The organism is Agromyces soli (assembly GCF_022811605.1).
Classification (GTDB): domain Bacteria; phylum Actinomycetota; class Actinomycetes; order Actinomycetales; family Microbacteriaceae; genus Agromyces; species Agromyces soli.
Genome location: NZ_CP094533.1, coordinates 1,317,605 through 1,343,147, shown reverse-complemented (window position 1 = coordinate 1,343,147; position 25,543 = coordinate 1,317,605). Strand labels below are relative to the sequence as shown.

The window sequence follows — 25,543 nt, the reverse complement described above, 5'->3', positions numbered from 1 at the left end:
TCCCGAGTTGCCCGACTTTCATGAAAGTCGGGCAACTCGGTTCTGGCTCAGCCGGCGGCGACCTGCGAGGGGGTCGCGCCCGCGATGCTCGCCGTGAGCGGTTCGCCGCTCGACCGGTTCGCGAAGCAGTAGAAGGTGCGCTCACCGGCGTCCCACTGCTCGGCGAGCGGGTAGGAGAACACGAGCTGCAGGTCGGTGAGGCCCGAGATCGCGTTCTGGTCGAGCACGCCGTCGGCCTGGCACGTCGTGCCCAGCTGCGCCGCGAGCTCGGCGTCGCCCGGGAACGCCGCGCCCGCTTCGCCGGGCAGCGTGCCGCGGAGCACGAGCTGCGCCGCGTGCGGCGCCGCGCAGTCGACGACCGTGTAGTCCTCGGCCCAGGCGTCGGTGAACGGGTCGATGCACTCGCCGCCGAAGAGCGTGTTCCACGCGTGCACGCCGGCGGGCTGCGCCGCGGTCGGCGCGGGCGCCGGCGTGTCGCTCGGGGCGGCCGAGTCGCTCGTCGCGGGCGCGGATGCCGCGGGCTGACCGCCGAACGGCAGCTTCGTGCCGAGGAAGAACAGGCCCGCGAGCACGAGCACGGCCACGAGGCCGCCCGCGATCCAGAGCAGCAGGCGACGTCGCCGCGCGGCGTCGCCGCCGGCGGCGCCGGATCCACCGCGGCCCGCACCGGACCCGCCGCGGGATGCCCCTTCGGGCTCGCGGCGCGCAGCGCCCGCACCGGCCGCTGCGCTCGCCGACCCGGCGGCCGGGAGCAACGCCGTCGCGGCGACGGGCTCGGGGTCCTCGATGCGCGAGGCGGGGCTCGCGGATGCCTCAGTGCCGAAGCCGAACGGATCGAGCGGGTCGGGCACGTCGGCGTCGACCTCGAACGCGTCGTCGGCGGGCGGCGCCGCGGCGTCGTCCTCAGGGATCGAGGGGTCGGTGTCGGGGTCGACCACCGGCTCGTCACCCGGCACGTCCTCGCCGCCGGCGGCGACGGCCGCGAGAGCGACGGTGCCGAGCGGGCCGTCCTCGGCGCGGGGGTCGGCAGCCTCAGGGTCGGGAACGATGCCCCACACGAAGCCCGGCTCGGGCGCGTGGAGCCCGTCGGCCAGCTCATCGTCGTCGAGCTGCTCGTCGAACTCGTCGTCGCGGCCGGTGCCGGCGTCGTGCGCCGGCGGCTCGATCGCGGCCTCGGCGTGCGGCTCGGCGTGCGGCTCGGCGTGCGGCTCCGGGTGCGGTTCGGCGTGCGGCTCCTGGTACGGCTCGGCCTCGGGCTGGACCTCCGGCTCGGCCGGGTTCGCAGCCTGGGCCGCGTTCACGGCCGCAGCGGCGGCGCCGCCCAGCGCGATGCCGGCGAGCAGGTCGTCGACGGGGGCGTCGGCGGCGGGCTCGGTCGGGGCAGCCTCAGCGGAGGCGAACGCCGGGAACGGCGCCCGCCCGCCCAGGGGCGACCCGGGGTCGCTCGAAGCAGGCGCGGGGGGCGCGGCGGGCTCGCTCGGCGTCACCGTGGGCGCCTCGCCCGTGTCGCCCTCCTGCAGCGCGGACCAGAGTGCGGCGTCGAAATCGGTGGTCGCGGCGGCCGAGGCGGACGCGGACGCGGCGGACACCGGCGGCGGGACCAGCGGCTCGCCGAACGCCCCGGTCGGGTGCTCGTCGGGTGCCGGTTCCTGCGCCGAGGGCTCGCCCGGCTCCGGCTCGCTCGGCGCGGATTCGCCCGGGACGACGGGGCCGGCGGGGTCGCCCCAGGTGAGGGCGAACGGCGCCGTCGGCGTCGCCGGTCCCGGCACCACCGGGGTCTGCGACTCCGTCGGCACGATCGGCTCGGCCGGCGCCCACGGCTCGGCGGGCGGCTGCGGCGTGCGCTGCGGGGAGACGGGCGGCTCCACGGAGGTGAGGATGGGGTCCGCCGGCGGCAGGGCCGGTCCGCGGTCGCGACGTCGACGCAGGGGCTCGTCGAGCACCCCGGTGTCGCCGCGCTCGCTGCGCGGCTCGTCGCTGATCGGCGCGGCAGGCGTGGTCATCGGCGCGGCGTGCGCCGCGGCATCCGCCGGGTCCGACACGGCATCGCCCTCGCCCGGAGGCGGGGGCTGGGGCGTCTGCGCCGCGAGCGAGAACCAGTCGAGCGACTCCTCGCTGCTCGGGCTGGCCCGGCGGCGTCCGCTCGGCTCCGCAGGCCCGGGCTCGGCGTCGCCGCGGAGCGGTGCCTCGGACGCGGAGTCCGACGCCGACGAGGTCTCGCCGGGCTCCGGCTCCGCCGCACGGCGGCCCCGGGAACGGCTGGTCCACCAGGGCGTTCGCGGAGCCGAGGCATCCGAGCCGACCGGCTCAGCGGGCGACGCGGGCGGTGCTGCCGACGCGGCCGGTGCCGCCGGCGCGGCGGGCTCCGGCTCGGCTGCGGGCTCGGACGGGGCGGAGGCCGCCGCCCGGCGGCCCTGCGGGCGCGACTCGCCAGCGGCATCCGAAGCATCCGAAGCGTCCGTGTCGCCGAGCTGGCCCATCAGCCAATCCGCGTCGCCGAACTCCTCGCCCCCGGGCTCGCCGCCTCGCTGGACCATCAGGCCAGCCCCAGATCATCGAGCCCGATGGCGTAGCGGTACGGCACGCCCTCGGCCTCGATCACCTCGCGCGCACCGGTGTTGCGGTCGACGACGACGGCGACGGCGACGACCTCGGCGCCGACCTTGCGCAGCGCCTCGACGGCCTTCAGCGGCGAACCGCCGGTGGTCGAGGTGTCCTCGAGCACGATGACGCGCTTACCCTCGAGCTCCGGCCCCTCGATCTGGCGGCCGCGGCCGTGGTCCTTCGGCTCCTTGCGCACGACGAACGCGTCGTAGGCGAGCCCGCGGGCGGCGCCCTGGTGCAGGATGGCGCTCGCGATCGGGTCGGCGCCCATCGTCATGCCGCCCACGGCGGCCACCTCGGGCACGTCCGCGATGAGGTCGAGCATGACCTGGCCGATGAGCGGAGCGACCCGGTGGTCCAGGCTGACCTTGCGGAGGTCGACGTAGTAGCTCGCCTTCTTGCCGCTGGTCAGGGTGAAGTCGCCGTGGAAGACCGCCTCACGCGAGATGTGGTCGATGAGCTGGCGGCGGGCGTCCGAGTCGTGCTGAGTCACGCGAATACTCTACGGCCCGGCTGCCGGGAAGACCCTCAGCCTCGTCGGCGGAGCCCGGAGCCGAAGCGGGAACGGAACCCGGCGCCGAGCCCGGCGCGGAGCCGGCTCCAGACGCTGCCCGCTCCGCCGGCGACGGCCGCGATCGGCTTCTCGATGTGGAAGGCGGCGAGCTCCTCCGCCCCATGGTGCACCGCCCGGTACAGGGCCGTGCCGATCAGCACGCCGAGCGCGATGGACATGATCGAGACGAGCGCGAGGGCGAAGTCGTCGAAGCCCTCGCTCGCGCCCACCGCCTCGGTGAGCGCGACGAGACCGGCCGCCCCGGGCACGAGCAGCCAGTACGCCGGCAGGAAGGTGAGCTGCGCGGGGGCGCCCTTCGGCAGCGAGGCGATCCACAGCACCACCGGGGTCATCGCGAGCGCCCCGATGAAGCCCGAGACGGTCGCCCCGAGCAGCGCGGTGCCGACCAGCTGGCCGAGGTACGCGACGACGAGCGCGAGCAGCACCCAGGCGAAGGTCGAGCCCGGCGCGGAGAAGTGCAGGTAGTTGCCGATCGCGAAGAGCAGCAGCGCGAGCCAGCTGACCCACCAGGCCAGCGAGTCCGTCGACTCGAGCGGCGCGTAGCTCGAGTTCGCGACGCCGACGACGGTGCCGGCGGCCAGGATCCCGAACGCGAGCAGGCCCAGCTGCACCATCCCCATCACGAGCCGCGACGCGCCCGCGATCATCTGGCCGGCCGCGAGCTCCATGACGGCGGTCGTGAGCACCCCGCCGGGCAGGAAGGTCGCGAGCGGGGCGATGAGCAGGCGCAGCGGATCGCCGAGCGGGAAGTGCGGCGCCAGCAGGAACACGGCGACCCCGCAGACGAACGCCGCGAACACCGGGAAGACGAGCTGGAGGGTGGGTGAGGGCACGAGCTTCGCCACGCCGATCAGCGCGCCGAGCACGAAGGCCACGAGCGCACCCTCCCACGTCGGGGTGAGCAGGAGCGCGAGCCCGGCGGTGAGCACGGCGTGCCCGAAGGTGCGCACGAACCATCCGCGCTTCGGCCGCATCCGGCCGATCTCGTTCAGCCGGTCGATGCCGTCGGCAGGGTCGACGGCGGCCTCCTTCGCCTCGCCGAGGAGGCGGTAGAGCGCGGCGATCTGGTCGAAGCGGAAGCTCGCGTTCACCGAGCGGATGGCGACCCGCCCGGCCTCGCCGCTGCCCGTCTCGACGAGGATCACCGTGGGCAGCACGACGAAGTCGATGTCGTCGCGGCCGTAGGCGCGGGCCACCCGCGTCATGTCCGAGCGGATCTGGTCGACCGACTCGGCGGCCGCGTTCATCCCCTCCGCGAGCCCGAGCAGGAAGCGGCCGAGCAGCGGGTCGTTCATCCGCTGCGCGGCCCGGTCGGCCGCGGCGCGGTCGGCCGTCGCCCGCTCGCCCGCCGCCCGCTCGCCGGCCATCAGCCCAGGAGGAAGGAGATCGCCACGCCCACGATGATCGCGCTGAACACGTAGACGAGGTTCGGCAGCTGGAAGGAGTGGTCGAGGACGAACTTGCCCATCTTCGTGGTGCCCGTGCGGTCGAAGGCGACCGTCGCGACCTGGCTGCCGTTGGCGGGCAGCGTGTACATGCCCATCGCGCTCGGCCAGAGCCCGGCGATGAGGTGCGCCGGCAGGCCGATGGTGAGGCCGATCGGCACGATCGCGTTGGTGGCGCTCGACTGGCTCGTCGTCAGCATCGCGACGACGAACAGCGCCAGCGCGAACAGCAGCGCGCCGACGAAGGCCGAGGAGCCCGAGACCATCGAGCCGAGCCCGTCGACGATGAGCTGCGTGTTGGCGGCGACGAAGGTGTTCGCGAGCCACGCGATGCCGAACAGGGCGATGGCGCCGACGATGCCGGCGGGGAAGGTGGACTGCTTCGGCACGTCGGCCGCCTTCACCTTGCAGAAGACGAAGATGAGGGCCGCGATGACGCCCATCGTCACCTCGATGACGGTGGTCACCGAGAGGTGGATCGGGTCGCCCGCGTCGTTCGTGCCGATCACCGGCAGCAGGTTCGAGAAGAGGCCGCAGAAGACGATCACTGCGACGCCGGCGAGGAAGAGGGATGCCGAGAGCACCGCCGTCTTCGGCAGCTTCTGGTCGTGGGCGTCCTCCTGCGGGGCGTCGACCTGGTGGGCGGCGAGGCGCTTCTGGAACTCGGGGTCGTCCTCGAGCTCCTTGCCGTGCTTCAGCATGACGAGTGCGGCGAGGAAGAGGCCGACGATCGAGGCGGGCCACATGATGAGCAGCAGCTTGCCGAGGTCGAAGCCCTGCGGGGCGAGCAGCACCACCATCGAGGCGGTGGCCGCCGACACCGGGGAGCAGAGGATGCCGACCTGCGAGGCGACGGCGGAGACCGAGAGCGCCCGCTCGGGACGGATCTTCTGCTGGTAGGAGACGTCGTAGATGACCGGCAGCAGCGGGTAGAAGATATTGCCCGTGCCGGCGCCGACGGTGAAGAGGAACGACATGGCGGGGGCGAGGAAGACGACCGAGCGCGGTCGCTTCCGGATCGCCTTCGCCGCGACGGAGACCATCCAGTCGATGCCGCCCGCCGCCTGCATCACCGAGGCCGCCGTGATCACCGTGATGACGATGAACACCGCGTCGACCGGGGCGTTGCCCGGCGCCTCGCCGAACACGAAGATGAGCACCGCGACGCCGACGAGGCCCCAGACGCCGAGGCCGATGCCGCTCGTGCGCGTGCCCATGAAGATCGCCAGGACGACGACCAGGAGCTCGGCGAGCAGGATCCAGACGTTGTCGTTCATGCGCTCGGCCCCTTCACGATCGGCCCGGTGCTCTCGAGCACCCGCACCGGCAGCGGCGTCTCGACGATCTCGCCGTCGACGGCCTCGACGCGGAGCGCGAGCGGGGGGTCGACGGGGCTGATCGCGGTGACGAACTCCGGCGTGCCGCCGCCCGCGCGCTCGAAGTGCAGCGACTGCAGGTTGCCGACGGCGTAGCCGGTCGCGAGCTCGCCCTGCAGCAAGGCGTCGTGGAACAGCGGCTGGCGCTGGTCCTCCGCGTCGTAGTGCGGGCAGAAGCTGCCGTGCAGGAAGCCGAGCCCCTCGGGCAGCACCTGGAGGGTCGGGCCGTAGCTGTCGGTCGTGCCGCCCTCGAACCAGCAGATGCCGCCGGCGGAGCCGCCCGTGAACACCGTGTTCGACGCGGGGTCGTCCCACATCTCGCGCATGATCTCGTCGAGCCCCTGGCGCCGCCAGACGTCGAGCATGTTCGCGGTGTTGCCGCCGCCGACGTGGATCACGTCGAAGCCCTTCACGAAGCCCGCGAGGTCGTCGAGGTCGCGGTGGAAGAGCGTCAGATGGTGCGGCGCGCACCGGTCGGAGTCGTAGGTCTTGTAGAAGCTCAGCGTGTACGCCTGCTCGTCACCGGTCGCGGTGCCGACGAAGAGCACCCGAGCGCGCTCCTTGCCGGTGAGCTGCAGGATGTACTCGTGCGTCGGATCGGTGCGGCGCTCCATCATCGCCTTGCCCGCTCCCGTGGCCACCACGTGCGCCATCGTCCCCCCAGACCTCGGTGTACCCGTTGCGGCACACGCTAGCGCTGGGGACGGCTCCGAGTCGAGCATTTTGCCCGGGTGGAACGAGGAGAGCCGCCCCGCGGGGTGTCCCTCCCCCGCGCAGCGGCCCTCGACTCCGGGGCGATGCCCCGCTTCGCGCTACACAGTGCGCGCGAAGGTCTCCTTCGGCAGGCGACGGTAGCCGTCGCGCGAGGCGACGACGACGGAGCCGACGAGGCCGGCGAGCGAGACGCCGCCGAGGATGAGCAGGATGGCGAACACGGTGGTTCCTTTCACGAAGACCAGTGGATCGTCGAGCGACGGAGGCGCCGTTGCACGTGTTCGACACTTCAATTGAAGCGCGGAAAACCGTTCAGCACAATCTGATACACCTTCACTGACGATGTAGCATCGCTACATGGATGTCCGTCGCCTCGACCTGCTCAGAGAACTCGCCGAACGGGGCAGCGTGACCGCCGTCGCCGAGGCGACCGGACGCACGCCCTCGGCCGTCTCGCAGCAGTTGAAGGTGCTCGAGCGCGAGGCCGGCGCCCCGCTCACCGAACGCAGCGGCCGCGGCATCGTGCTCACGAGCGCGGGGCACGCGCTGGCGCGGAGCGCGGCGGATGTCGCGATCGCGCTGGCCCGGGCGGACGCCGTCTGGGACGAGTTCCGCAACGACCCGAGCGGCGAGGTCACCCTGCTGACGTTCCCGACCATCGGGGCGACGATGCTGCCCGCCGTGCTGACCGAGCTCCAGCAGGTGCCCGGGCTCGTCGTGCGGGCGACCGACTTCGACCCCGAGCTCGCCGAGTTCGCCGAGCTCACCGCCGACTACGACATCGTGCTCGCCCACACCATGCCCGGGGTGCTGCCGTGGGGCGGGCGGGGCCTCCGCGTCGTGCCGCTGCTCACCGAGCCGCTCGACATCGGGCTGCCCGCGACGCACCGCCTCGCGGGCCGCTCGCACCTCACCGCGAGCGACCTCGTCGAGGAGACCTGGCTCGGCGTGCCGCCCGGGTTCCCGTTCGAGCGCATCCTGCACGCCATCGAGCAGCAGGGCGGCCGCCGCGTCGAGATCGCCCAGCGCTTCAGCGACATGCGCATCGTGGAGGCGTTCATCCAGGCGGGATTCGGGGTCGCGTTCGTGCCGCGCTACACCTCGGGCACCCTCCCGCCCGAGCTCGTGCTGAAGCCGCTGCGCGGGGTGCCGTCGGCCCGGCAGATCGTGGCGCTGGTCCGCCCCGACGTCGCCGAGCGGCTGGCGGTGCGCACGGTGCTCGATGTGCTCGTCGCGAAGGCGGCGGAGTTGGGGGCGGGCGGAGCAGGGGCCGGGGCGTAGCCGCGCGGGCGTTCCGCCACCTGGCCGCTCGGCGGCCCGGCGGTTCGGCGGCTCGGCGGCCCGGCGGCGCGGTGGTCCGGGCGATCCGGAGTTCGGTGTCCGCCCTCTTGCGACGGTCGCACCCGGTGTGCTCGACTCATCCCGTGACCCGCCGACTCCTCGCGCGCACCGCGCGCACCGCGCTCGCCGCCCTCGTGCTCTCCGTCTTCGCCGCCTGCGCCGCCACCCCGACACCGACGCAGCCGCCGACGAGCAGCCCGTCCTCGAAGCCGACGCCGAGCGCGACGCCGAGCGCGACGCCGAGCCCGGAGCCGGCGGCGGCGGCCGTCGTGGTCTCCGCCGAGCACTTCCAGGTGGTCGACGCCGACGGCGGCGTGCTCGCGAGCTACGACTACTTCCAGCCGACGGCAGAGGTCGTCGCAGGGCTCACCGGCTACCTCGGCGAACCGGTCGACACCGAGTTCGAGGGGCACAACGACGCGCCGCGGGCGACGTACCACGACTGGGGCGGGCTGCGGCTCGTCGACACCGCGATGCCTGCCTCGCCGCCCACCATTTCCGAGCACTGGGTGCGCATCACGAGCACCGACGCGAACGGCCTCGCCTTGCGGGCGTTCGACGGAAGCACCGTCGGGGGGTCGATCGCGAACGTCGAGGGCGAGATCAGCGACTACACGAACCCGAACGATGGGATCGCCTACCGGACGGTGCGCATCGGGATCGTTCCGATCGAGACGACGCCCGACGGGTTCGAGCAGAACTTCGCCGTCGCCGTTCACGGCGAGGTCGCCGAGGACAGGATCCTGTTCATCATTGCGCCCTCGCCCAACTTCGGCGCCTGATCCGGCGCTTGATCCGGCGCCCAGTGCGCCCCGTCGCAATAGCGCCACTTACGGCAACGTTTTGCCTGATGAAGCGCCACTTCCAGCACCACTGACGGGCGATCGGTGGCAGGCTGGAAGCATGACGAATCCGCTCGACGCACTCGAAGCAGACCTGGCGTCGCTTCGCGCGGCGTGGGGCGAAGCGGGCCCGGCATTCGGTGCGGGGTCGGGACTGGGCGCCGGCGCCATCGATCCCGCGGCGATGAGCGATGCGGGCCTCCTGCGCGTGCTGCAGGAGGCCGCCCGCCTGCGACGGGCGAGCGAGGTGGCGCTCGCCGGTCTCGCGGCCGAGGTCGCGGTGCGTCCGATGCGGGGTTCGGCGCCGAGGGGCTCGCCAAGCGGCACGGCCACCGCAACGCGGCCGCGCTCCTCGCCGCGTCGACGGGCGATGCGGCCGCCGGGGCCGCGAAGCTGCTCCGCGTCGGCACGGCGACGCGCGCTCGGCAGACCCTCACGGGCGACTGCCGCCCGGCGCGGCATCCCGCGGTGGCCGATGCCCTGGCAAGCGGCGCCCTCTCGCTCGACGCGGCCGATGCCATCTGCACCATGCTCGAGCGCATCGCCCCGCGCACCAGCCTGCGCCGCGCCGAGGCCTACGAGGTCGAACTCGTGCGCTTCGCGAAGGCCGCGCCGCGCGGGCTCGTGCTGCGCGCGGTGCGGCACGCCGAGGCGCGGCTCGATCCCGATGGCGTCGAGCCGCGCGACGAAGCGATGCATCAGCAGCGGTCCCTCTCGATCGTCGAAGAGGCATCGGGCATGGTCCGCATCACCGCGAGGCTCGACCCGGTCACGGCGGCACCGGTGAAGGCCGCGATCGAGGCGATCGTCACCGAGACCCTGCATCGGCGATGCGAGACGACGGAGCCCGATGCGGCGGGCGCCGGTGCCTCCTCGCCGAGGTCCCAGCACGACGGCCCGGTGCTCGACGACCGGCGCACCATCCCGCAGCTCCAGGCCGATGCGCTGGGCGAACTCGCCCGCCACGTCATCGGCTGCGAGGCCGCGGCGACCCGCGCGAAGGCGACGGTCGTCGTGCGGATCGAGCTCGACGCACTGCTGAGCGGTCTCGGCGAGGCCACCATCGACGGCCTCGACCGACCGGTCTCCGCGGCCGCGGCACGACGCCTCGCGGTCGACGCCGAGTTCGTTCCCGCGGTGCTCGGCGGCGACCCGCTGCCACTCGACCTGGGCCGCTCCCGCCGGTTGTTCTCCCGAGCTCAGCGGCTCGCCCTCGGCGAGCGCGACGGCGGATGCGCGTCCTGCGGGCGCAACATCGCCTACGTCGATGCGCACCACATCGATTGGTGGCATCGGCACCGAGGGCGAAGCGATCTCGAGAACGGGGTGCTGCTCTGCAGCCACTGCCACCACCAGGTGCATCGCGAGGGCTGGCGCATCAGGGCCGATCGTCGCGAGGTCTGGTTCGTGCCCCCGCCGCACCTCGATCCCGAGCAGCGTCCGCGGCTCGGCGGGCGGGCCCGCTTCGAGCTGCGCGCCGACCAGCGGGTCGCCGCTCCCGAGACGAGGGATGCCTCGACGGCACCCGGCGCGCTGAACCTGCCTGCGGCCTGACCCGCGCGCGCAGCCCGCTCAGCCCGCCGGCCCGCCCGCCCGCCCGCCCGCCCCACAGGCCCGCCCGCGCAGCGCGCTCAGCCCGCCGGGCCGCCGGCCCGCCCGCTCGACCGACAGGCCGGCCCGCTCAGCCCGCCGATCCGCCGTGCGTGTCGCCGAGCTCGGCGAGTAGCTTCGTGATCCGCGCCGCCCGCCCCTCCGCGGTGCGCGCCTTCAGCAGCGGCAGCACGCGCGCGTACCGCTCCGTCTTGCCGAGGCCGGCGAAGCGTCGTGCGGCGAGCGGCTCGGCGGCGAGCGCGGCCGCGAGGTCGTCGGGCACCGTCGCGTCGCGCTGACGGACGTACGCGGCATCCCACCGGCCGTCGGCCCGCGCCGCGGCGAGCTGCGCGAGCCCGCCCTGGCGCATGCGCCCCGCGGCCTCGAGCGCCTCGGCCCGCTCGACGTTGATCGCCGACCACGGACTCCGGGCCCGCCGGGGCGAGTAGCGCTGCGCGAACGAGGCGTCGTCGTTGCCGCGGCGGATGCTGTCGATCCAGCCGAAGCAGAGTGCGACGTCGAGCGCGTCCGAGATCGACAGGCCCGCCCGGCCCCGCTTCGCGATGCGCAACCAGGCCTCGCCCGCGCCGTCGTTCCGCTCGAGCCAGGCCTCCCAGTCGGCCGGGCCCGCGAAGTGCAGCAGTTCGGGTCGGGCCGCGGACGCGGCGGCCGGCGCTCCGACGGTCACGCGGCGCTCCCGCCGACCATGTCGAGGAAGTGCCGGTTGAACATGATGCCGAGCACGTTCCCGAACGGGTCGACGACCGACGCCGTCACGAACCCCGGCCCCCGCTCGATGACCGGCTGATGGGGCGATGCGCCGAGCTCGAGCAGCCTGGCGAGTACCGCCTCGACGTCGTCCACGTGCCAGTACGTGATCGGCTGGGCCGCGTCGTCGCCCGCGCTCGCCCCGGGTCCGTCCGCCGCCCCGGGCGCGAAGCGGCGATCGACGATGCCGAGCTCGTGCTGGAGATCGCCCAGGCGGAACTCGACGTACATCGGGGGCGCCGGCTGCGGCGGGTTGAAGAAGTACGGCTCGACGCCGAGGAACTCGGTGTACCAGCGCTGGGCGGCGGCCACGTCGTCTGCGTAGAGGTTCACGGTGCTGAGCCCGCGCAGGGGCGCGGTGGTGGTCGCTCGGACGGTTTCGGACTGCTCGTCGATGCTCATAGCAGCACGCTAGGAGACATTGCGGAAGGTGCGGTTCCGCAATTGCTGGCAGACTGCAGAAATGCTTGAAAGCTCGGTGCGGATGCTCCGCCTGCTCGCCCTCCTGCAGAGCCGCCGCGAGTGGGCGGGCGCCGAGCTGGCCGACCGCCTCGACGTGACCACCCGCACGATCCGCAACGACATCGAACGGCTCCGAATCCTCGGCTACCGCGTCGACTCCTCGCCCGGCGTCGCCGGCGGCTACCGGCTCGCGGCCGGCAGCGCCCTGCCCCCGCTGCTCCTCGACGACGAGGAGGCGGTCGCCGTCGCCGTCGGCCTCCGTGCCGCGGCCGCGGGCTCCGTCACCGGCATCGAGGAGGCCTCCCTCCGGGCACTCGCCAAGCTGGAGCAGACGCTGCCGCCGCGCCTCCGACACCGGGTCGACGCGCTCCGCGACGCGACCGTCTCCGCCGCGGGCGGAGGTCCGACCGTCGACGCGACCGTGCTCGAGACGATCGCCGCGGCGGCTCGCGACCACGAACGGCTCCGCTTCGCCTACGAGTCCGCCGACGGCACCGCGTCCGAACGTCTCGTCGAGCCGCACGGGCTCGTCTTCACCGGCCGCCGCTGGTACCTGCTGGCCTGGGATCTCGACCGCGACGACTGGCGCAGCTTCCGCGCCGACCGGGTCGAGCCGGGCCCGCCCACGGCGCGGCGTTTCATCCCCCGCGAGCCGCCGGAGGGCGGAGCGGCGGCGCACGTGCTGCGGGGGATCGGTTCCGCGAGCTGGCCGGTTCGCGCCCGCATCCGCTTCGACGTCGCGCAGGCCGAACTGCTGCAGCGCCTCGAACCGCCGGCAGGGCTCGTCACGCCGATCGACGAGCGGCACTGCCTCGTCGAGACCGGCTCGAACACGCTGCACGATCTCGCGGTCTACCTCGGCCGGCTCGGGCTGCCGTTCGCGGTCGTCGAGCCGCCCGAGTTGGGCGAGGTGATCGCCGGGCTCGCCCGCGCCTTCACCGCGGCGAGCGCCGCCGGCCGCGCCTGATTCTCCCCGGCCCCCTGCCCTCGCGCCCCGACCCCGGCCCGCCTCGCCCCGTCCCCCCGGCCCACCCTGCCCCCGGCCCGCCACGCCCCCGGCCCGCCACCTGGCAAGACGTCACTATTTGCGGGTGCGCCCGCCCTGCGACCCACAAATACTGACGTCTTGCCGGGACGGGGACGGGGACCGGGACGGGGACCGGGACAGGGACGGGGACCGGGACGGGGACCGGGACGGGGACGGGCGGGGCACCGGGACGGGCGGAGCCCGCTCAGTCGTGCCGCGGGAAGCCCAGGTCCACGCCGCCGTGACTCGGGTCGAGCCAGCGCGAGGTGATCGCCTTCTCCTGCTGGAAGAACGCGAAGCCCTGCGGCCCGTACGCCTTCGTGTCGCCGAAGAACGAGTCCTTCCAGCCGCCGAAGGAGTGGTACGCGACGGGCACCGGGATCGGCACGTTGATGCCGACCATCCCGACCGTCACCTCCCGCTGGAAGCGCCTCGCCGCACCGCCGTCGTTCGTGAAGATCGCGGTGCCGTTGCCGTAGGGCGAACCGTTGATGAGCGCGAGCCCCTCCTCGTACCCCGCGACCCGCACGACCGACAGCACCGGCCCGAAGATCTCGTCGCGGTACACGGCCGAACCGCTCGGCACCCGGTCCACGAGCGTCGGCCCCAGCCAGAAACCGTCCGCGTCGCCGTCGACGTCCGGGTCGCGACCGTCGACGACGAGGGATGCCCCGTCCGCCACAGCCACGTCGAGGTACCCGGCCACCTTGTCCCGGTGCTCCCGCGTGATCAGCGGCCCCATGTCGCAGCCGCGGGTGCCGTCGCCGGTGCGCAGCCGGGCCATCCGCTCGGCGATCTTCGCGACGAGCTCGTCGGCGATCGACTCGACCGCGACGAGCGCGGAGATCGCCATGCAGCGCTCGCCCGCCGAGCCGAAGCCGGCGTTCACGGCGGCATCGGCCGCGAGATCGAGATCGGCGTCCGGCAGCACGAGCATGTGGTTCTTGGCCCCGCCGAGGGCCTGCACGCGCTTGCCGTTCCGCGAGGCGGTCTCGTAGATGTACCGGGCGATCGGGGTCGAGCCGACGAAGGAGATCGAGCGCACCTCCGGGTGCTCGAGCAGCGCGTCGACCGCGACCTTGTCGCCGTGCACGACGTTCAGCACGCCGTCGGGCAGCCCGGCCTCCTGCAGCAGCCGCGCGAGCCAGACCGCGGCGCTCGGGTCCTTCTCGCTCGGCTTCAGCACCACCGTGTTGCCGCTCGCGATCGCGATGGGGAAGAACCACAGCGGCACCATCGCGGGGAAGTTGAACGGGCTGATGATGCCGACCACGCCGAGCGGCTGCCGCACGGTGTAGACGTCGATACCGGTCGAGGCGTTCTCGGAGTACTCGCCCTTCGTGTACGCCGGCATCGCGCACGCCAGTTCGACGACCTCGAGGCCGCGGGCGATCTCGCCGGCGGCGTCGCCGAGCACCTTGCCGTGCTCACTCGTGAGGATCGCGGCGAGCTCGTCGCTGCGCGCCGCCAGCAGCTCCCGGAAGCGGAACATGATCTGCTGCCGTTTCGCGATCGACACCTCGCGCCAGGCGGGGAAGGCGCGCGCCGCGGCATCCACCGCGGCATCCACGTCGGATGCCTCGGCGAACCGCACCCGGCGCGCGACGACGCCGCGGGCCGGATCGTAGACGGGCCCCGTGCGCTCCCCCGCGCCGCTCGTCGCGGCCCCGTCGATCCAGTGCTCGACGAACTCGAGCTCGCTCATGATGCGCCTCCCATCGCGCTCAGCACCTCGTCGTAGATCGCCATCGCCTCGCCCACCTCGTCGGCGGTGACGACGCAGGGCGGCACGACGTGGATGCGGTTGTCCTGGATGAACGGCAGCAGCCCGCGCGCGAGCAGCGCCGCCTTGAGCTCGCCCATCGCCGGAGCGGGCAGCGGCTCGCGCGTCTCGCGGTCGGCGACGAGCTCCATCGCCCAGAACACGCCCTCGCCGCGCACCTCGCCGATCGCCTCGTGCCGTTCGGCGAGTTCGGCGAGCCCTGGCCCGATGGCCGTCTCGCCGATCGCGCGCGCGTGCTCGACGACGCCCTCCGAGGCCATCGCGTCGAGCGTCGCGACGATCGAGGCCATCGCGAGCGGATGCCCGGAGTAGGTCAGTCCGCCGGGGAACACCCGTTCGTCGAAGCCCGCCGCGATCGGCTCGTCGATGATCACCCCGCCGGCCGGCACGTACCCCGAGTTCACGCCCTTCGCGAAGGTGATGAGATCGGGCCGCACCTCGTAGCCGTCGAAGGCGAACCACCGGCCGGTGCGGCCGAAGCCCGCCATCACCTCGTCGAGGATCAGCAGGATGCCGTGCCGGTCGCAGAGCTCGCGCACGCCGGCGAGGTAGCCGGGCGGCGGCACGAGCACCCCGGCGGTGCCGGGCACCGTCTCGAGGAGCACGGCCGCGATGGTCTGCGGCCCCTCGGACTCGATCACTCGGCGCAGGTGCTGCAGCGCGCGCTCGCACTCCTCCTCCGGGCTCCGCGCCCAGAACTCCGAGCGGTAGAGGTACGGCCCGAAGAAGTGCACGTGCCCGCGCGCGAACTCGTTCGGCACCCGCCGCCAATCGCCGGTCGAGACGATCGCCGCCCCGGTGTTGCCGTGGTACGAGCGGTACGTCGAGAGGATCTTGTCGCGCCCCGTGGTGAGCCGGGCGAGGCGGATGGCGTTCTCGTTCGCGTCGGCGCCGCCGTTCGTGAAGAACACCCGGCGGAACCCCTCCGGCGCGCGGGCGACGATCCGCTTCGCGGCCTCGCCGCGGGCGAGGTTCACCGTGGCGGGGGCGACGGTCGTGAGGAGCTCGGCCTGCTCGCGGATCGCCGAGACGACGGCGGGATGCTGGTGGCCGATGTTGACGTTCACGAGCTGGCTGGAGAAGTCCAGGTACTCGACGCCGGCGTGGTCCCAGACGCGGCATCCGCGCCCCGAGGCGATGACGAGCGAGGAGGTCTGCGCCTGCGCCGACCAGGAGTGGAAGACGTGCGCCCGGTCGAGCTCGCGCGCGAGCTCGTCGGTGACGTCGGTGGTGTCGGGGCCGGGGTCGGTCATGATTCGCTCCGTTCGGTGATCGACTGGGTGCTCGGCTCGGGGGTCAGCGCTTCGCCACGAGATGCTCGCGGAGCGCCGGGATCACCTGCTCGCCGTAGACGCGCAGGGTCTCCTCCTTGTTGTCGTGCTGCAGGTACCCGGCGAACTGGTCCACGCCGAGCTCAGCGAGCCGCTGCAGCTTCTCGATGTGCTCCTCCGGCGGGCCGAGCAGGCAGAAGCGCTCAACGATCTCGTCGGGCACGAAGTCGACGTGGTCGTTGGACGCCCGGCCGTGGCTGTTGTAGTCGTAGCCCTCGCGACCGCGGATGTACTCCGTCAGCGCCTCCGGCACCTGCCCGTGCTCGCCGTAGCGGGCGACGAGGTCGGCGACGTGGTTGCCGACCATGCCGCCGAACCAGCGGCACTGCTCGCGCATGTGCTCGCGGTCGTCGCCGATGTACATGGGCGCCGCGACGCAGAACGCGATCTCGTCGGGGTCGCGCCCGGCGGCCTCGGCGGCGTTCCGCACCGTGCGGATCATCCACGCCGCGATGTCGAGGTCGGCGAGCTGCAGGATGAAGCCGTCGCCCACCTCTCCGGCGAGCTTCAGCGCCATCGGCCCGTACGCCGCGACCCACACGTCGAGCCGGGAGCCGAGCGACCAGGGGAACTGCAGCGTCGCGCCGTTGAACTCCACGGCGCGGGAGTTCGCGAGCTCGCGGATGACGTGGATCGACTCGCGCAGCTCGGCCATCGTGGTCGGTTTGCCGTTCGTCACCCGCACGGCCGAGTCGCCTCGGCCGATGCCGCAGATCGTGCGGTTGCCGTACATCTCGTTGAGCGTCGCGAAGACGCTCGCCGTGACCGTCCAGTCACGGGTCGCCGGGTTCGTGACGAACGGCCCGACGATCACCCGCCGGGTCTCCGCGAGGATCTGGGAGTGGATGACGTACGGCTCCTCCCAGAGCAGGTGCGAGTCGAACGTCCACACGTGCGAGAAGCCGAACTGCTCGGCGAGCTTCGCGAGGTGCACGGTCCGCGAAGCGGGCGGGTTCGTCTGCAGGACGACGCCGAAGTCCATGGGTGGTGCCTCCGTTCTTCGTTGCTTCCCTGAGCCCGTCGAAGGGCCCTGGTTCCCTGAGCCCGTCGAAGGGGCGCTTCGACGAACTCAGCGCACCAGCGCTTCGACGGGCTCAGCGAACCACTCCTCAACTCACGTAGCTCGACAGCCCCCGCTTCAGGTAGCGGCCGTCGCCCTTGCGGCCGAGGTACTCGTCGCCCTCGACGACGACCTTGCCCCGGGACAGCACGACGTCGACGTGGCCGTCGACCTCGAAGCCCTCCCACGCGGAGTGGTCCATGTTCATGTGGTGCGTGCGGCCGGTCGGGTTGCCCTGCGCGTCGACCGGCATGCCGATCGTCGTGCGCCCGTTCGGGTCGTAGACGACGAGGTCCGCGTCGGCCCCGGGCTGGATCGCGCCCTTGCGCCCGGCGAGCCCGAACATCCGCGCCGGCGTCGTGCTCGTGAGCTCGACCCAGCGCTCGAGGGTGAGCTCCCCCGTGACGACGCCCTGGTACATGAGGTCCATGCGGTGCTCGACCGAGCCGATCCCGTTCGGGATCTTGCGGAAGTCGCCGAGGCCGAGCTCCTTCTGGTCCTTCATGCAGAACGGGCAGTGGTCGGTCGAGACCATCTGCAGGTCGTTCGTGCGCAGCGCCTGCCACATCGCGTCCTGGTGGCGCTCCTCGCGACTGCGCAGCGGTGTCGAGCACACCCACTTCGCCCCCTCGAAGGCCCCCCACTGCTCGCTGGAGGCGCCGAGCTGCTCCTCCAGCGAGAGGTAGAGGTACTGCGGGCAGGTCTCGCCGAACACGTGCTGGCCGTGATCGCGGGCCCAGGCGAGCTGCTCGACCGCCTGCTTCGCCGAGACGTGCACGACGTAGAGCGGGGCGCCCGTGAGCTTCGCGAGCATGATGGCGCGATGGGTCGCCTCCTCCTCCATCTCCCAGGCGCGGGCGATGCCGTGGAAGTAGGGGTCGGTCTTGCGCTGCTCGACGAGCTGCTCGGCGAGCACGTCGATCGCGGGCCCGTTCTCGGCGTGCATCATCGTGAGCATGCCGGTCTCGCGGGAGACCTGCATGGCCCGCAGCACCTGCGCGTCGTCGGAGTAGAACACGCCGGGGTAGGCCATGAAGAGCTTGAAGCTCGTGATGCCCTCGTCGGGCAGCTTTCGCATGGCCTGGAGGGATGCCTCGTCGACGCCGCCGATGATCTGGTGGAAGCCGTAGTCGACGGCGCACTCGCCGGCCGCCTTCTCGTGCCAGGCCGCGAGCCCGTCCTCGACCCGCTCGCCGTACCGCTGCACGGCGAAGTCGATGATGGTCGTGGTGCCGCCGTGCGCGGCAGCCCGGGTGCCGGTCTCGAAGGTGTCCGACGCCTCGGTGCCGCCGAACGGCAGCTGCATGTGCGTGTGCGCGTCGATCCCGCCGGGGATGACGTACTTGCCGCTCGCGTCGATCACCCGGTCGACCGAGCGGGCGAGCTCGGCGCCGAGGAGCTCGCTGCCGGGCTCCAGCACGGCGACGATGCGCTCGCCGTCGACGAGCACGTCGGCGGCGCCGCGCCCGGTCGCGCCGACGACGGTGCCGCCCGAGATGAGGGTCGTGGTCATGGTCCTGGCTCCCTGAGCTGGTCGAAGGGCTGCTGCATCGGTCGGGTCACGGCTGCGCGATCCGGGTGTACGAGTCGGGCCGGCGGTCGCGGTAGAACTGCCAGTCGTCGCGCATCTGCCGCACCATGTCGAGGTCGAGGTCGCGCACGAGGAGCTCCTCGTGCTCCCCCGAGCCGCGCTCACCGACGAAGTTGCCGCGGGGGTCGATCACCTGGCTCGTGCCGTAGAAGTCGACGGCGAGCTCGCCGTACTCGTTGTCCTCGCGCCCGACGCGGTTCGGCTGCAGCACGAAGTAGCCGTTCGCGACGGCGGCGCACGGCCCCTCGACCTCCCACAGCCGGTTCGAGAGCCCGGGCTTCGTCGCGTTCGGGTTGAACACCATGTGCGCGTCGTTCAGGCCGAGCTCGCGCCAGCCCTCCGGGAAGTGCCGGTCGTAGCAGATGTACATGCCGATGCGGCCTACCGCGCTGTCGAAGACCGGATAGCCGAGGTTGCCCGGCCGGAAGTAGAACTTCTCCCAGAAGCGGTCGAGGTGCGGCAGATGGTGCTTGCGGTACTTGCCGAGGATCGTGCCGTCGGCGTCGACGAGCACCGAGGTGTTGTAGTACACCCCCGTCTCCGCCTCCTCGTAGATCGGCAGCACCATGACGGTGCCGAGCTCCTTCGCGACCGCGGCGAAGCGCTGCACGATGGGGCCGTCGGCCTGCTCCGCGAAGCGGTAGTACTTCTGCTCCTGCGTGATGCCGAAGTAGGGGCCGTAGAAGAGCTCCTGGAAGCAGACGACCTCTGCGCCCTGCCCCGCGGCCTCCCGCGCGAACTGCTCGTGCTTGTCGAGCATGGACGCTTTGTCTCCGGTCCAGCTCGTCTGCGTGATCGCCGCTCGAACGATGGTCATGCTGCCTCCTGCCGCACGTCGTCGTGCACTCGTGGCTCATGGTTCCTGTTCGGCTCATCCTCTCCCGGGGCGCGGCTCCGGGCAATGGATTGCTCGGATGAGCACGCGTCGACGTGGCGCGGATGCTCGGGACGCGCCGGACGTGCACGCCGCGCCGCCTACGCTGGAGCCGTGAGGATCACCGTGCTCGCCGGCGGCGTCGGCGGCTCGCGCTTCGTGCGCGGGCTCAGGGAGGAACTGCGGCGCCGGGCGGCCCGCGCCGAGCCGCTGCCCGGGGCATCCGTCCCGCCCGACCGGCCGACGCCGGACGATCAGGTGTCGGTCGTCGTGAACACCGGCGACGACGTCTGGCTCGCGGGCGTCCGGCTCATGCCCGACTTCGACTCGCTGCTCTACGCCCTCGCCGGCGTGAACGACGCCGAGCGCGGCTGGGGCCGGGCCGGCGAGTCCGAGCGCGTCGCGGCGGAGCTGCGCGAATGGGGCGTGGGCTGGCCGTGGTTCACCCTCGGCGACCTCGACCTCGGCACGCACCTCGCGCGCACCTCCTGGCTTCGCGAGGGCCTCAGCCCCTCCGAGATCGGCGAGCGCCTGCAGCGCCGCTGGCCGCTCGGCGTGCACCTGCTGCCCGCGACCGATACCGAAGTCGACACCTGGGTGGAGATCGCCGAGCCGACCGACGACGGCCGCCGCGAGCTGCACTTCCAGGAGTGGTGGACACGGCACCGGGCGAGCCTGCCCGCGAGCGCATTCCGGCAGCGGAATATCACTGAGGCCCGACCCGCGCCCGGCGTCGTCGAAGCGATCGCCGGCGCCGACGTCGTGCTCCTGGCGCCCTCCAATCCGGTCGTGTCGATCGGCACGATCACCGCGATCCCCGGCATCGCCGAGGCCCTGCGCGCCACCGCGGCGCGCGTCGTCGGCGTCTCGCCGATCATCGGCGGCAAGGTGGTGCGCGGCATGGCCGACGCGTGCCTCGCCGCGATCGGCGTGGAGACGGATGCCGCGGCGGTCGCCCGGCACTACGGCGCCCGCTCGAGCGGCGGACTCATCGACGGCTGGCTCGTCGACGACGCGGATGCCGCGGCCGTGCCCGCGCTCGAGGCATCCGGTCTCCGCGCGCACGCCGCGCCGCTCTGGATGCGCGACCCCGATACCTCGGCCGCCGTCGCCGGCGCCGCCCTCGACCTCGCGAGCGCCCTGCACTCCTGAGCCGGCCACCCCACTCCGACCTGCCCGACGTTCATGAACGTCGGGCAAGTCGGGAGGCGGGTGCCGGGTACGGCGTTCCTGCACCGGGTGTCAAGCCCGTTGCCGCGGTCGGCCGCGCCTGCGAGCGTGGGCCTCGTCCACCGCACAACGCCAGCAGGGGAGGCCGCGATGTCGAGGAACGAAGACTGGGTGCCCGAAGAGGACGCCGGCTCCTACGTGGAGTCGCAGATCCCGGGCGAGGAGTACGTGCCCGAGGAGGGCGAGGGCTCGTACGTCGACTCGGAGCTGCCGGAGAACGCCGTCGTCCCCGACGCGGAGCGACGCGTCGACGACGACGATGACGACGCGCTGGGCACCACCCAGCCGATCGACCGGGCCGACACCGGTCGCGACGGCCCCGTGCCGGGCACCGGTCCCGCCGAACGCGGCGAGCCGATGACCGATTCCGACGACGGCGGCCTCCGCGGCGGCGATCCGGGCGTCGAGGAGTAGCGGCGGCCGCTGCCGCGCTGGGGACGCTCCCGACTACGGGATGTAGTCGACGATCCCCTGCGGCGCCACGGCCGCGCGGTAGCGTTCGACGAGTTCGCGCCAGCCGGAGTCGGGCGTGTACTCGTGCTCGTACACCGCCTCCGTGAAGTGCCACAGCAGATACGGGTGCGCGCCGAGCGCGTAGAGCGCCTCGAAGTCGCGGGCGGCGAAGGCATCCCGCTCGGCCGGGGTGAGCTGCCGGTCGTCGCTCGGTCCCGTCGGCCCGCCGCCCCCGGCGAGCCAGGCGTCCACGACGCCGCCCGGGTCGGCGACGTACGCCGCGACCGCCGCATCGCTGAGCTCCACCGCGCGGATGAACTTGTCGACGATGTACTTGCTCATCAGCGGCTCCCCCACAGGAAGAACGGACTCGAGGCGAACCGCGAGGGCGTCACCTCGGCGAAGTCGGCCGGACGGCCGCCCATCGCCGCGAGCGCCGCCACCGCGTTCAGGTACTGGTACGTCATGCAGCCCGCCTCCAGCAGACGCTGGAAGTCGCTGCAGACGCGGATGGCCCCCTCGAGGTCGCCGTCGCGCATCCACGAGGCGGCCGCCTCGTCGAAGTCCGGGTCCGGTGAGCCCGCGAAGGTGCGCGGCCCGCCGACGTCGTTGGCCATGTGCCCGGAGGTGAGGATCGCGACGCGGGCGTCCGAGTCCCAGCGCTCGATCGCGTCGCGCAGGTGCTCGCCGAGCGCCACGAAGCGGCGCACCGAGGGCACCGGCGGCATCGAGGCGTTCGTGTGGATCGGCACGACCGGCAGGTCGAGCTCGGGCCGCACGTACTGCAGCGGGATGACGTAGCTGTGGTCGAGTCGCCACTCCAGGCTCACGGCGAGGTCGATCGTCTCGGGCAGCACCGTGCGCCCCGTGATCTCGTCGGCGAGCTCCCGGTGCCCGGCGAGCTCCACGTACTCCATGCCGAAGGTGCGCACCTCGTTCTCCCAGGTGCCGTGGTACGACTCGGCCTTGCCGACGACGAACGCCGGCGAGTTGTCGTAGAAGAACTGCCGCACGTGATCGGTGCCGATGACGACGAGCACGTCGACCTCGTGCGCCGCGACCGCCTCGCGGATGCGGGCGAAGTTCGCCGCGATCGGCTGCAGGTCGTCGGGCACCGGATCGTTCATCGCCCGCCAGAGCAGCGGGTTGTGCGGCGTGGCTGCCGCCAGGACGAGCTCGGCCATGTGGGTCCTTCCGGAGGTGCGAGGGGATGCGGGGTCGGGGCGCGGCTCAGATGCCGAACAGGGCGCGCGCGTTGTCGAGCAGGATCTTCTGCCGCGACTCGGGCTTGAACGGCAGCTCGGCGAACTCCGTCATCCAGCGGTCGGGGGTCATCACGGGCCAGTCCGAGCCGAACAGCACCCGATCGGTGATGAGCGAGTCCGCGTAGCGGACCACCTCCGGCGGCAGGTACTTCGGCGCCCAGCCCGAGAGGTCGAGGTACACGTTCGACTTGTGCCACACCATCGCGAGGTTCTCGAGGTGCCACGGCCAGGCGGGGTGCGCGCTGATGATCTTCAGCTCGGGGAACTCGGCCGCGACGTCGTCGAGGTACGGCACCGGCCGCGAGTTCTCGAGCCGGTAGCCGCCGCCGCCCGGGGTACCGGCGCCCGCGCCGGGGAAGCCCGAGTGGAACATCACCACGAGGCCGAGCTCCGCGCACGTCTCCCAGATCGGGAAGAAGCGCCGGTCGTTCGGCAGGAACTTCTGCCTGGCCGCGTTCAGCTCGCCGACGCCCTTGATGCCGTACTCGGCGTGCATGCGGCGGATCTCGGCGATCGCCGCCTCGCCCTTCCACGGGTCGATGCCGGCGAAGGCGATGAAGGCGTCGGGGTGGTCCGTCTGCGCCTTGCCGAGCAGGTCGTTCGGCGCGCCGGGGATGCCCGAGGTCGTCTCGGAGTCCGAGTTCACGATGACGGCCATCATCTTGCGCTCGCGGTACTGGTCGGCCTGCTCGGCGAAGGAGACCACCGGCCGCTCGCGGCCGAAGTGCTTCGCCATCTGCTGGTGGCGGCGGCCCATCGCCTGCAGGAACTCCTCGGTCTGCGGGTGGGTGTGCACGTCGATGGCGACGAGCTCGTCGATGCGGCTCATGCGCGGCTCCTCTCGGGGGTGGCGGATGTCGCGGATGCCTCGGGCTGCTCGTGCGCGCCCCCGGGCAGCGGTGCCCCGAGCAGCGGTGCCCCGAGCAGTTCGGCGCCGTGCTGGCCGAGCCGCGGGGCCGCGGCGAGCGCGGGCCGGCCCGAGCGGTGGAAGCGGGTGCTCGGCGCGGGCACGCGGAGGGACGAGCCATCCGGACCCTCGATCTCCTCGACGAGCTGCATCGCGGCGATCTGCGGGTCGTCGAAGAGGTGCGCCACCGTGTTCAGCGGACCGTGCGGGATGTCGTGCGCGACGAGCCGGTCGAGCCAGTGCTGCCGGGGCATCCGCGCCGTCGTCGCCTTCAGTTCGGCGTCGAGCTCGTCGTAGTTGCGCACCCGGGCCTCGCGCGTCGCGAAGCGGGGGTCCTCGGCGAGCTCGGGGCGCTCGAGCACCTCGAGCAGCCCGGTCCAGAACTTCTCGGGGACCGACATGTGGATGACGAAGTCGAGTCCGTCGGAGCCGCGGCACGCGTAGGCCTGTGCCCGGCGCGGCCGGGAGTCGGGCCCGGCGACCTGCCCGGTCTCGAGGTAGGTCGACGCCGCCTCGGTCAGGAAGTCGATCAGCGAGCCGACCATGGAGACCTCGACGTGCTCGCCGGGGCCGGCGTCGCCGCGGGCGTGCAGCGCCGCGAGCACAGCCTGCGCGGCCGACATGCCCGAGAGCAGGTCGGAGAAGGCAGGGCCGAGCGGCCGCAGCAGATCCTCGGGCACGACCTGGCTGTACATGCCGCCCACGGCCGAGATCACCGTGTCGTAGGCGGGGCGCTTCGCGTACGGCCCCTCGGGGCCGAACCCGGTGATGGCGCACGAGACGAGGCGCGGGTTCACCCGGGCGAGCACGTCCGGGCCGAAGCCCAGGCGCGCGGCGACCCCGGGACGGAAGTTCTCGATCAGCACGTCGGCGTCGCGCGCGAGGTCGAGGAGCGCGGCGAGGCCGGCTTCGCTCTTCAGGTCGAGCACGACGGCGCGCTTGCCCCGGTTGTACGCGGCGAATTGCGGGCTCATCTGCCCGCTGCCCTCCCAACGGCGCATGGGGTCGCCCTCGGGCGACTCGACCTTCACGACGTCGGCGCCGAGGTCGGCGAGGAGCTTCGCGGCGTACGGCCCGGAGATGTACTGGCCGAGCTCGATGACGCGGACGCCCGCGAGCGGGCCGCTGGGGGTGGGGGTCATGCGGGGAGGTCCTCTCCTCTTGCTGGACGGGGGACGGGGGATGCGGCGACGGCGTGCACGTCAGCGCGGGCGCCGGCTCGAGACGCAGGGGACCGCGCGAGCTCAGGGGACATCGACGATCACCTTGCCGGGTGCCGTGCGGGGCGCGCGGTAGGCATCCGCGATCCGCTCGAGCGGGAACCGCGCTGCGACGGGCGGGACCACCCGGCCCTCGGCGACGAGCTTCAGCGCGCGGCGCACCTGCGCGAAGTCGGCGCTCGCGACGCCGACGAGCCGCAGCCTGCGGAGGTAGAAGCTGCGCTGGTCGAGCTCGAGCACCGGGTCGACGGAGGCGGCGCAGGTCACGGCGCGACCGCCCCAGGCGAGCGCGGCGATGCCGGCGGCGAAGGTCGGCCCGTGCCCGCCGACGTCGACGACCGCGTCGAAGGGCGCCTCGGCGGTGAGCCGTTCGCGGAGCTCGGCGGGCGAGCCGGCGCGGAGCACGCGCGCACCCTCGGGTGCGGGGGCTGCGGCGCGGGATGCCCCGACCGTCTCGGCGCCGCTCGCGACGCCGAGCTGCAGCGCGATCTGGCCGAGCATGCCGCCCGCGCCGGTGACGAGGAGCCGGTCGCCCTCGCCGACGCCGATCGCCTCGAAGGCGTTCAGCACGATCGGCACGGTGTGCACGGCCGCGGTGGCGAAGGCCGCGGGGATCTCGCCGCGGTCGATCGCGTTGCGCTCGGGCACGGTGACGAACTCGGCGGCGCCGCCGTTGCGGTGCACACCCAGCACGGTCTGCGCGGGGCAGTCGGCTTCGCGGCCGGCGGCGCAGCTGCGGCACTCGCCGCAGGGGATGTTCGGCTTCACGACGACCGGGCGGCCGAGGCGCGCCTCGCTCATACCGGGCCCGACGGCGACGATCGTGCCGGCCGGGTCGATGCCGAGCACGCGGGGGAGCTTCGCGGCGGCACCCGGGCCGATGCCGGCGATGACGTTGCGGTCGAGCTGGTTCACGCCGACGGTCTCGACGCGCACGAGCACCTCGCCCGCGCCCGGGGCCGGAACCGGCACCTCGGCGACGGCGAGCGCCTCCAGGGTGTGATCGGTGAGCAGCGCTGCCCGCACTCCGCCTCCTCGCGTCGTCTTTCTGGATACGGTATCCAAAATTGCAATCCGCGTCCAGTG

24 protein-coding genes are annotated in these 25,543 nt (G+C 73.0%); 6 read left to right on the top strand and 18 right to left on the bottom strand.

Translation table 11 applies throughout. The annotated features are described in order from the left end of the window. Positions 1–47: 47 nt before the first annotated feature. The 6 genes from MTP13_RS06430 to MTP13_RS06405 form a co-directional block, all read right to left on the bottom strand. Positions 48–2,537, bottom strand: a complete 2,490-nt coding sequence (locus MTP13_RS06430) for a septum formation family protein (RefSeq protein WP_243570248.1) — start codon at positions 2,535–2,537, stop codon at positions 48–50. Continuing rightward, positions 2,537–3,097, bottom strand: coding sequence for an orotate phosphoribosyltransferase (gene pyrE / locus MTP13_RS06425; protein WP_243570247.1), 561 nt, complete (start codon positions 3,095–3,097; stop codon positions 2,537–2,539). The genes MTP13_RS06430 and pyrE overlap by 1 nt, the downstream gene beginning before the upstream one ends. Before the next feature lie 35 nt (positions 3,098–3,132). Continuing rightward, positions 3,133–4,545, bottom strand: coding sequence for a threonine/serine exporter family protein (locus MTP13_RS06420; RefSeq protein ID WP_243570246.1), 1,413 nt, complete (start codon positions 4,543–4,545; stop codon positions 3,133–3,135). Beyond that, a complete protein-coding gene (locus MTP13_RS06415) occupies positions 4,545–5,900 on the bottom strand; it encodes an anaerobic C4-dicarboxylate transporter family protein (protein ID WP_243570245.1) in 1,356 nt (451 codons plus the stop codon). Before MTP13_RS06415 ends, MTP13_RS06420 begins: the two co-directional genes overlap by 1 nt. After that, complete coding sequence (locus tag MTP13_RS06410) at positions 5,897–6,652, bottom strand: Type 1 glutamine amidotransferase-like domain-containing protein (protein ID WP_243570244.1); 756 nt, start codon at positions 6,650–6,652, stop codon at positions 5,897–5,899. Before MTP13_RS06410 ends, MTP13_RS06415 begins: the two co-directional genes overlap by 4 nt. 159 nt (positions 6,653–6,811) lie before the next feature. After that, on the bottom strand, positions 6,812–6,949 hold the full coding sequence (locus tag MTP13_RS06405) for a hypothetical protein (protein ID WP_243570243.1): 138 nt from the start codon (positions 6,947–6,949) through the stop codon (positions 6,812–6,814). A gap of 121 nt (positions 6,950–7,070) precedes the next feature. Here MTP13_RS06405 and MTP13_RS06400 point away from each other — a divergent pair, with 121 nt between their 5' ends. The 3 genes from MTP13_RS06400 (at position 7,071) to MTP13_RS06390 (ending at position 10,450) form a co-directional block, all read left to right on the top strand. After that, the gene (locus MTP13_RS06400; protein WP_243570242.1) at positions 7,071–7,994 is read left to right on the top strand and encodes a LysR family transcriptional regulator; all 924 of its coding nucleotides are present in this window, start codon (positions 7,071–7,073) and stop codon (positions 7,992–7,994) included. 143 nt (positions 7,995–8,137) lie between these two features. Beyond that, positions 8,138–8,836 carry a hypothetical protein gene (locus MTP13_RS06395; protein ID WP_243570241.1) on the top strand — a complete coding sequence of 233 codons (699 nt, stop codon included), beginning with the start codon at positions 8,138–8,140 and terminating at the stop codon, positions 8,834–8,836. A gap of 105 nt (positions 8,837–8,941) precedes the next feature. Continuing rightward, entirely contained in the window at positions 8,942–10,450 is a 1,509-nt protein-coding gene (locus MTP13_RS06390; protein ID WP_341681354.1) for an HNH endonuclease, read from the top strand. A gap of 127 nt (positions 10,451–10,577) precedes the next feature. Here the strand turns inward: MTP13_RS06390 and MTP13_RS06385 are convergent, their stop codons facing one another. Both MTP13_RS06385 and MTP13_RS06380 read right to left on the bottom strand, forming a co-directional pair. Further along, positions 10,578–11,174 (bottom strand): YdeI/OmpD-associated family protein, encoded by a 597-nt coding sequence (locus tag MTP13_RS06385; protein WP_243570240.1) that lies wholly within the window; start codon positions 11,172–11,174, stop codon positions 10,578–10,580. Further along, complete coding sequence (locus MTP13_RS06380; protein ID WP_243570239.1) at positions 11,171–11,656, bottom strand: VOC family protein; 486 nt, start codon at positions 11,654–11,656, stop codon at positions 11,171–11,173. The genes MTP13_RS06385 and MTP13_RS06380 overlap by 4 nt, the downstream gene beginning before the upstream one ends. 61 nt (positions 11,657–11,717) lie before the next feature. Between MTP13_RS06380 and MTP13_RS06375 the strand changes: the two genes are divergently transcribed. Next, positions 11,718–12,683: a helix-turn-helix transcriptional regulator gene (locus MTP13_RS06375; RefSeq protein ID WP_243570238.1), complete on the top strand. Its 966-nt coding sequence runs from the start codon at positions 11,718–11,720 to the stop codon at positions 12,681–12,683. Positions 12,684–12,948: 265 nt separating this feature from the next. On the opposite strand, the gene MTP13_RS06370 is transcribed toward MTP13_RS06375, so the two are convergent. The 5 genes from MTP13_RS06370 to MTP13_RS06350 all read right to left on the bottom strand — a co-directional run bounded on the left by MTP13_RS06370 (position 12,949) and on the right by MTP13_RS06350 (position 19,325). Continuing rightward, positions 12,949–14,448 carry a CoA-acylating methylmalonate-semialdehyde dehydrogenase gene (locus tag MTP13_RS06370; protein WP_243570237.1) on the bottom strand — a complete coding sequence of 500 codons (1,500 nt, stop codon included), beginning with the start codon at positions 14,446–14,448 and terminating at the stop codon, positions 12,949–12,951. Beyond that, positions 14,445–15,779 (bottom strand): aspartate aminotransferase family protein, encoded by a 1,335-nt coding sequence (locus MTP13_RS06365; RefSeq protein ID WP_243570236.1) that lies wholly within the window; start codon positions 15,777–15,779, stop codon positions 14,445–14,447. Before MTP13_RS06365 ends, MTP13_RS06370 begins: the two co-directional genes overlap by 4 nt. 43 nt (positions 15,780–15,822) lie before the next feature. Then, entirely contained in the window at positions 15,823–16,839 is a 1,017-nt protein-coding gene (locus MTP13_RS06360) for a TIGR03842 family LLM class F420-dependent oxidoreductase (RefSeq protein ID WP_243570235.1), read from the bottom strand. A gap of 127 nt (positions 16,840–16,966) precedes the next feature. Then, positions 16,967–18,430 carry a dihydropyrimidinase gene (gene hydA, locus MTP13_RS06355; RefSeq protein ID WP_243570234.1) on the bottom strand — a complete coding sequence of 488 codons (1,464 nt, stop codon included), beginning with the start codon at positions 18,428–18,430 and terminating at the stop codon, positions 16,967–16,969. 46 nt (positions 18,431–18,476) lie between these two features. Next, positions 18,477–19,325, bottom strand: a complete 849-nt coding sequence (locus tag MTP13_RS06350) for a nitrilase-related carbon-nitrogen hydrolase (protein WP_243570233.1) — start codon at positions 19,323–19,325, stop codon at positions 18,477–18,479. Positions 19,326–19,496: 171 nt separating this feature from the next. On the opposite strand from MTP13_RS06350, the gene cofD reads away from it, so the two are divergent. Then, positions 19,497–20,534: a 2-phospho-L-lactate transferase gene (gene cofD, locus MTP13_RS06345; protein ID WP_243570232.1), complete on the top strand. Its 1,038-nt coding sequence runs from the start codon at positions 19,497–19,499 to the stop codon at positions 20,532–20,534. A gap of 168 nt (positions 20,535–20,702) precedes the next feature. Next, the gene (locus MTP13_RS06340) at positions 20,703–21,026 is read left to right on the top strand and encodes a hypothetical protein (protein ID WP_243570231.1); all 324 of its coding nucleotides are present in this window, start codon (positions 20,703–20,705) and stop codon (positions 21,024–21,026) included. A gap of 33 nt (positions 21,027–21,059) precedes the next feature. On the opposite strand, the gene MTP13_RS06335 is transcribed toward MTP13_RS06340, so the two are convergent. From MTP13_RS06335 to MTP13_RS06315, 5 genes are all read right to left on the bottom strand, one after another. After that, positions 21,060–21,407, bottom strand: coding sequence for a hypothetical protein (locus MTP13_RS06335; RefSeq protein ID WP_243570230.1), 348 nt, complete (start codon positions 21,405–21,407; stop codon positions 21,060–21,062). Then, complete coding sequence (locus MTP13_RS06330; protein ID WP_243570229.1) at positions 21,407–22,249, bottom strand: DODA-type extradiol aromatic ring-opening family dioxygenase; 843 nt, start codon at positions 22,247–22,249, stop codon at positions 21,407–21,409. Before MTP13_RS06330 ends, MTP13_RS06335 begins: the two co-directional genes overlap by 1 nt. A 46-nt stretch (positions 22,250–22,295) precedes the next feature. Beyond that, entirely contained in the window at positions 22,296–23,159 is an 864-nt protein-coding gene (locus MTP13_RS06325) for an amidohydrolase family protein (protein ID WP_243570228.1), read from the bottom strand. Continuing rightward, entirely contained in the window at positions 23,156–24,379 is a 1,224-nt protein-coding gene (locus MTP13_RS06320; protein WP_243570227.1) for a CaiB/BaiF CoA transferase family protein, read from the bottom strand. The genes MTP13_RS06325 and MTP13_RS06320 overlap by 4 nt, the downstream gene beginning before the upstream one ends. 102 nt (positions 24,380–24,481) lie before the next feature. Beyond that, positions 24,482–25,483, bottom strand: coding sequence for an alcohol dehydrogenase catalytic domain-containing protein (locus MTP13_RS06315; protein ID WP_243570226.1), 1,002 nt, complete (start codon positions 25,481–25,483; stop codon positions 24,482–24,484). Positions 25,484–25,543 lie beyond the last annotated feature (60 nt).

What these genes read in the sequence shown, in the direction of transcription:
- MTP13_RS06430 (WP_243570248.1), bottom strand. Translation starts at nt 2,537, where the DNA reads ATGGTCCAGCGAGGCGGCGAGCCCGGGGGCGAGGAGTTCGGCGACGCG.
- MTP13_RS06420 (WP_243570246.1), bottom strand. Translation starts at nt 4,545, where the DNA reads ATGGCCGGCGAGCGGGCGGCGGGCGAGCGGGCGACGGCCGACCGCGCC.
- MTP13_RS06415 (WP_243570245.1), bottom strand. Translation starts at nt 5,900, where the DNA reads ATGAACGACAACGTCTGGATCCTGCTCGCCGAGCTCCTGGTCGTCGTC.
- MTP13_RS06410 (WP_243570244.1), bottom strand. Translation starts at nt 6,652, where the DNA reads ATGGCGCACGTGGTGGCCACGGGAGCGGGCAAGGCGATGATGGAGCGC.
- MTP13_RS06400 (WP_243570242.1), top strand. Translation starts at nt 7,071, where the DNA reads ATGGATGTCCGTCGCCTCGACCTGCTCAGAGAACTCGCCGAACGGGGC.
- MTP13_RS06380 (WP_243570239.1), bottom strand. Translation starts at nt 11,656, where the DNA reads ATGAGCATCGACGAGCAGTCCGAAACCGTCCGAGCGACCACCACCGCG.
- MTP13_RS06375 (WP_243570238.1), top strand. Translation starts at nt 11,718, where the DNA reads ATGCTTGAAAGCTCGGTGCGGATGCTCCGCCTGCTCGCCCTCCTGCAG.
- MTP13_RS06370 (WP_243570237.1), bottom strand. Translation starts at nt 14,448, where the DNA reads ATGAGCGAGCTCGAGTTCGTCGAGCACTGGATCGACGGGGCCGCGACG.
- MTP13_RS06365 (WP_243570236.1), bottom strand. Translation starts at nt 15,779, where the DNA reads ATGACCGACCCCGGCCCCGACACCACCGACGTCACCGACGAGCTCGCG.
- MTP13_RS06360 (WP_243570235.1), bottom strand. Translation starts at nt 16,839, where the DNA reads ATGGACTTCGGCGTCGTCCTGCAGACGAACCCGCCCGCTTCGCGGACC.
- hydA (WP_243570234.1), bottom strand. Translation starts at nt 18,430, where the DNA reads ATGACCACGACCCTCATCTCGGGCGGCACCGTCGTCGGCGCGACCGGG.
- MTP13_RS06350 (WP_243570233.1), bottom strand. Translation starts at nt 19,325, where the DNA reads ATGACCATCGTTCGAGCGGCGATCACGCAGACGAGCTGGACCGGAGAC.
- MTP13_RS06340 (WP_243570231.1), top strand. Translation starts at nt 20,703, where the DNA reads ATGTCGAGGAACGAAGACTGGGTGCCCGAAGAGGACGCCGGCTCCTAC.
- MTP13_RS06335 (WP_243570230.1), bottom strand. Translation starts at nt 21,407, where the DNA reads ATGAGCAAGTACATCGTCGACAAGTTCATCCGCGCGGTGGAGCTCAGC.
- MTP13_RS06330 (WP_243570229.1), bottom strand. Translation starts at nt 22,249, where the DNA reads ATGGCCGAGCTCGTCCTGGCGGCAGCCACGCCGCACAACCCGCTGCTC.
- MTP13_RS06325 (WP_243570228.1), bottom strand. Translation starts at nt 23,159, where the DNA reads ATGAGCCGCATCGACGAGCTCGTCGCCATCGACGTGCACACCCACCCG.
- MTP13_RS06320 (WP_243570227.1), bottom strand. Translation starts at nt 24,379, where the DNA reads ATGACCCCCACCCCCAGCGGCCCGCTCGCGGGCGTCCGCGTCATCGAG.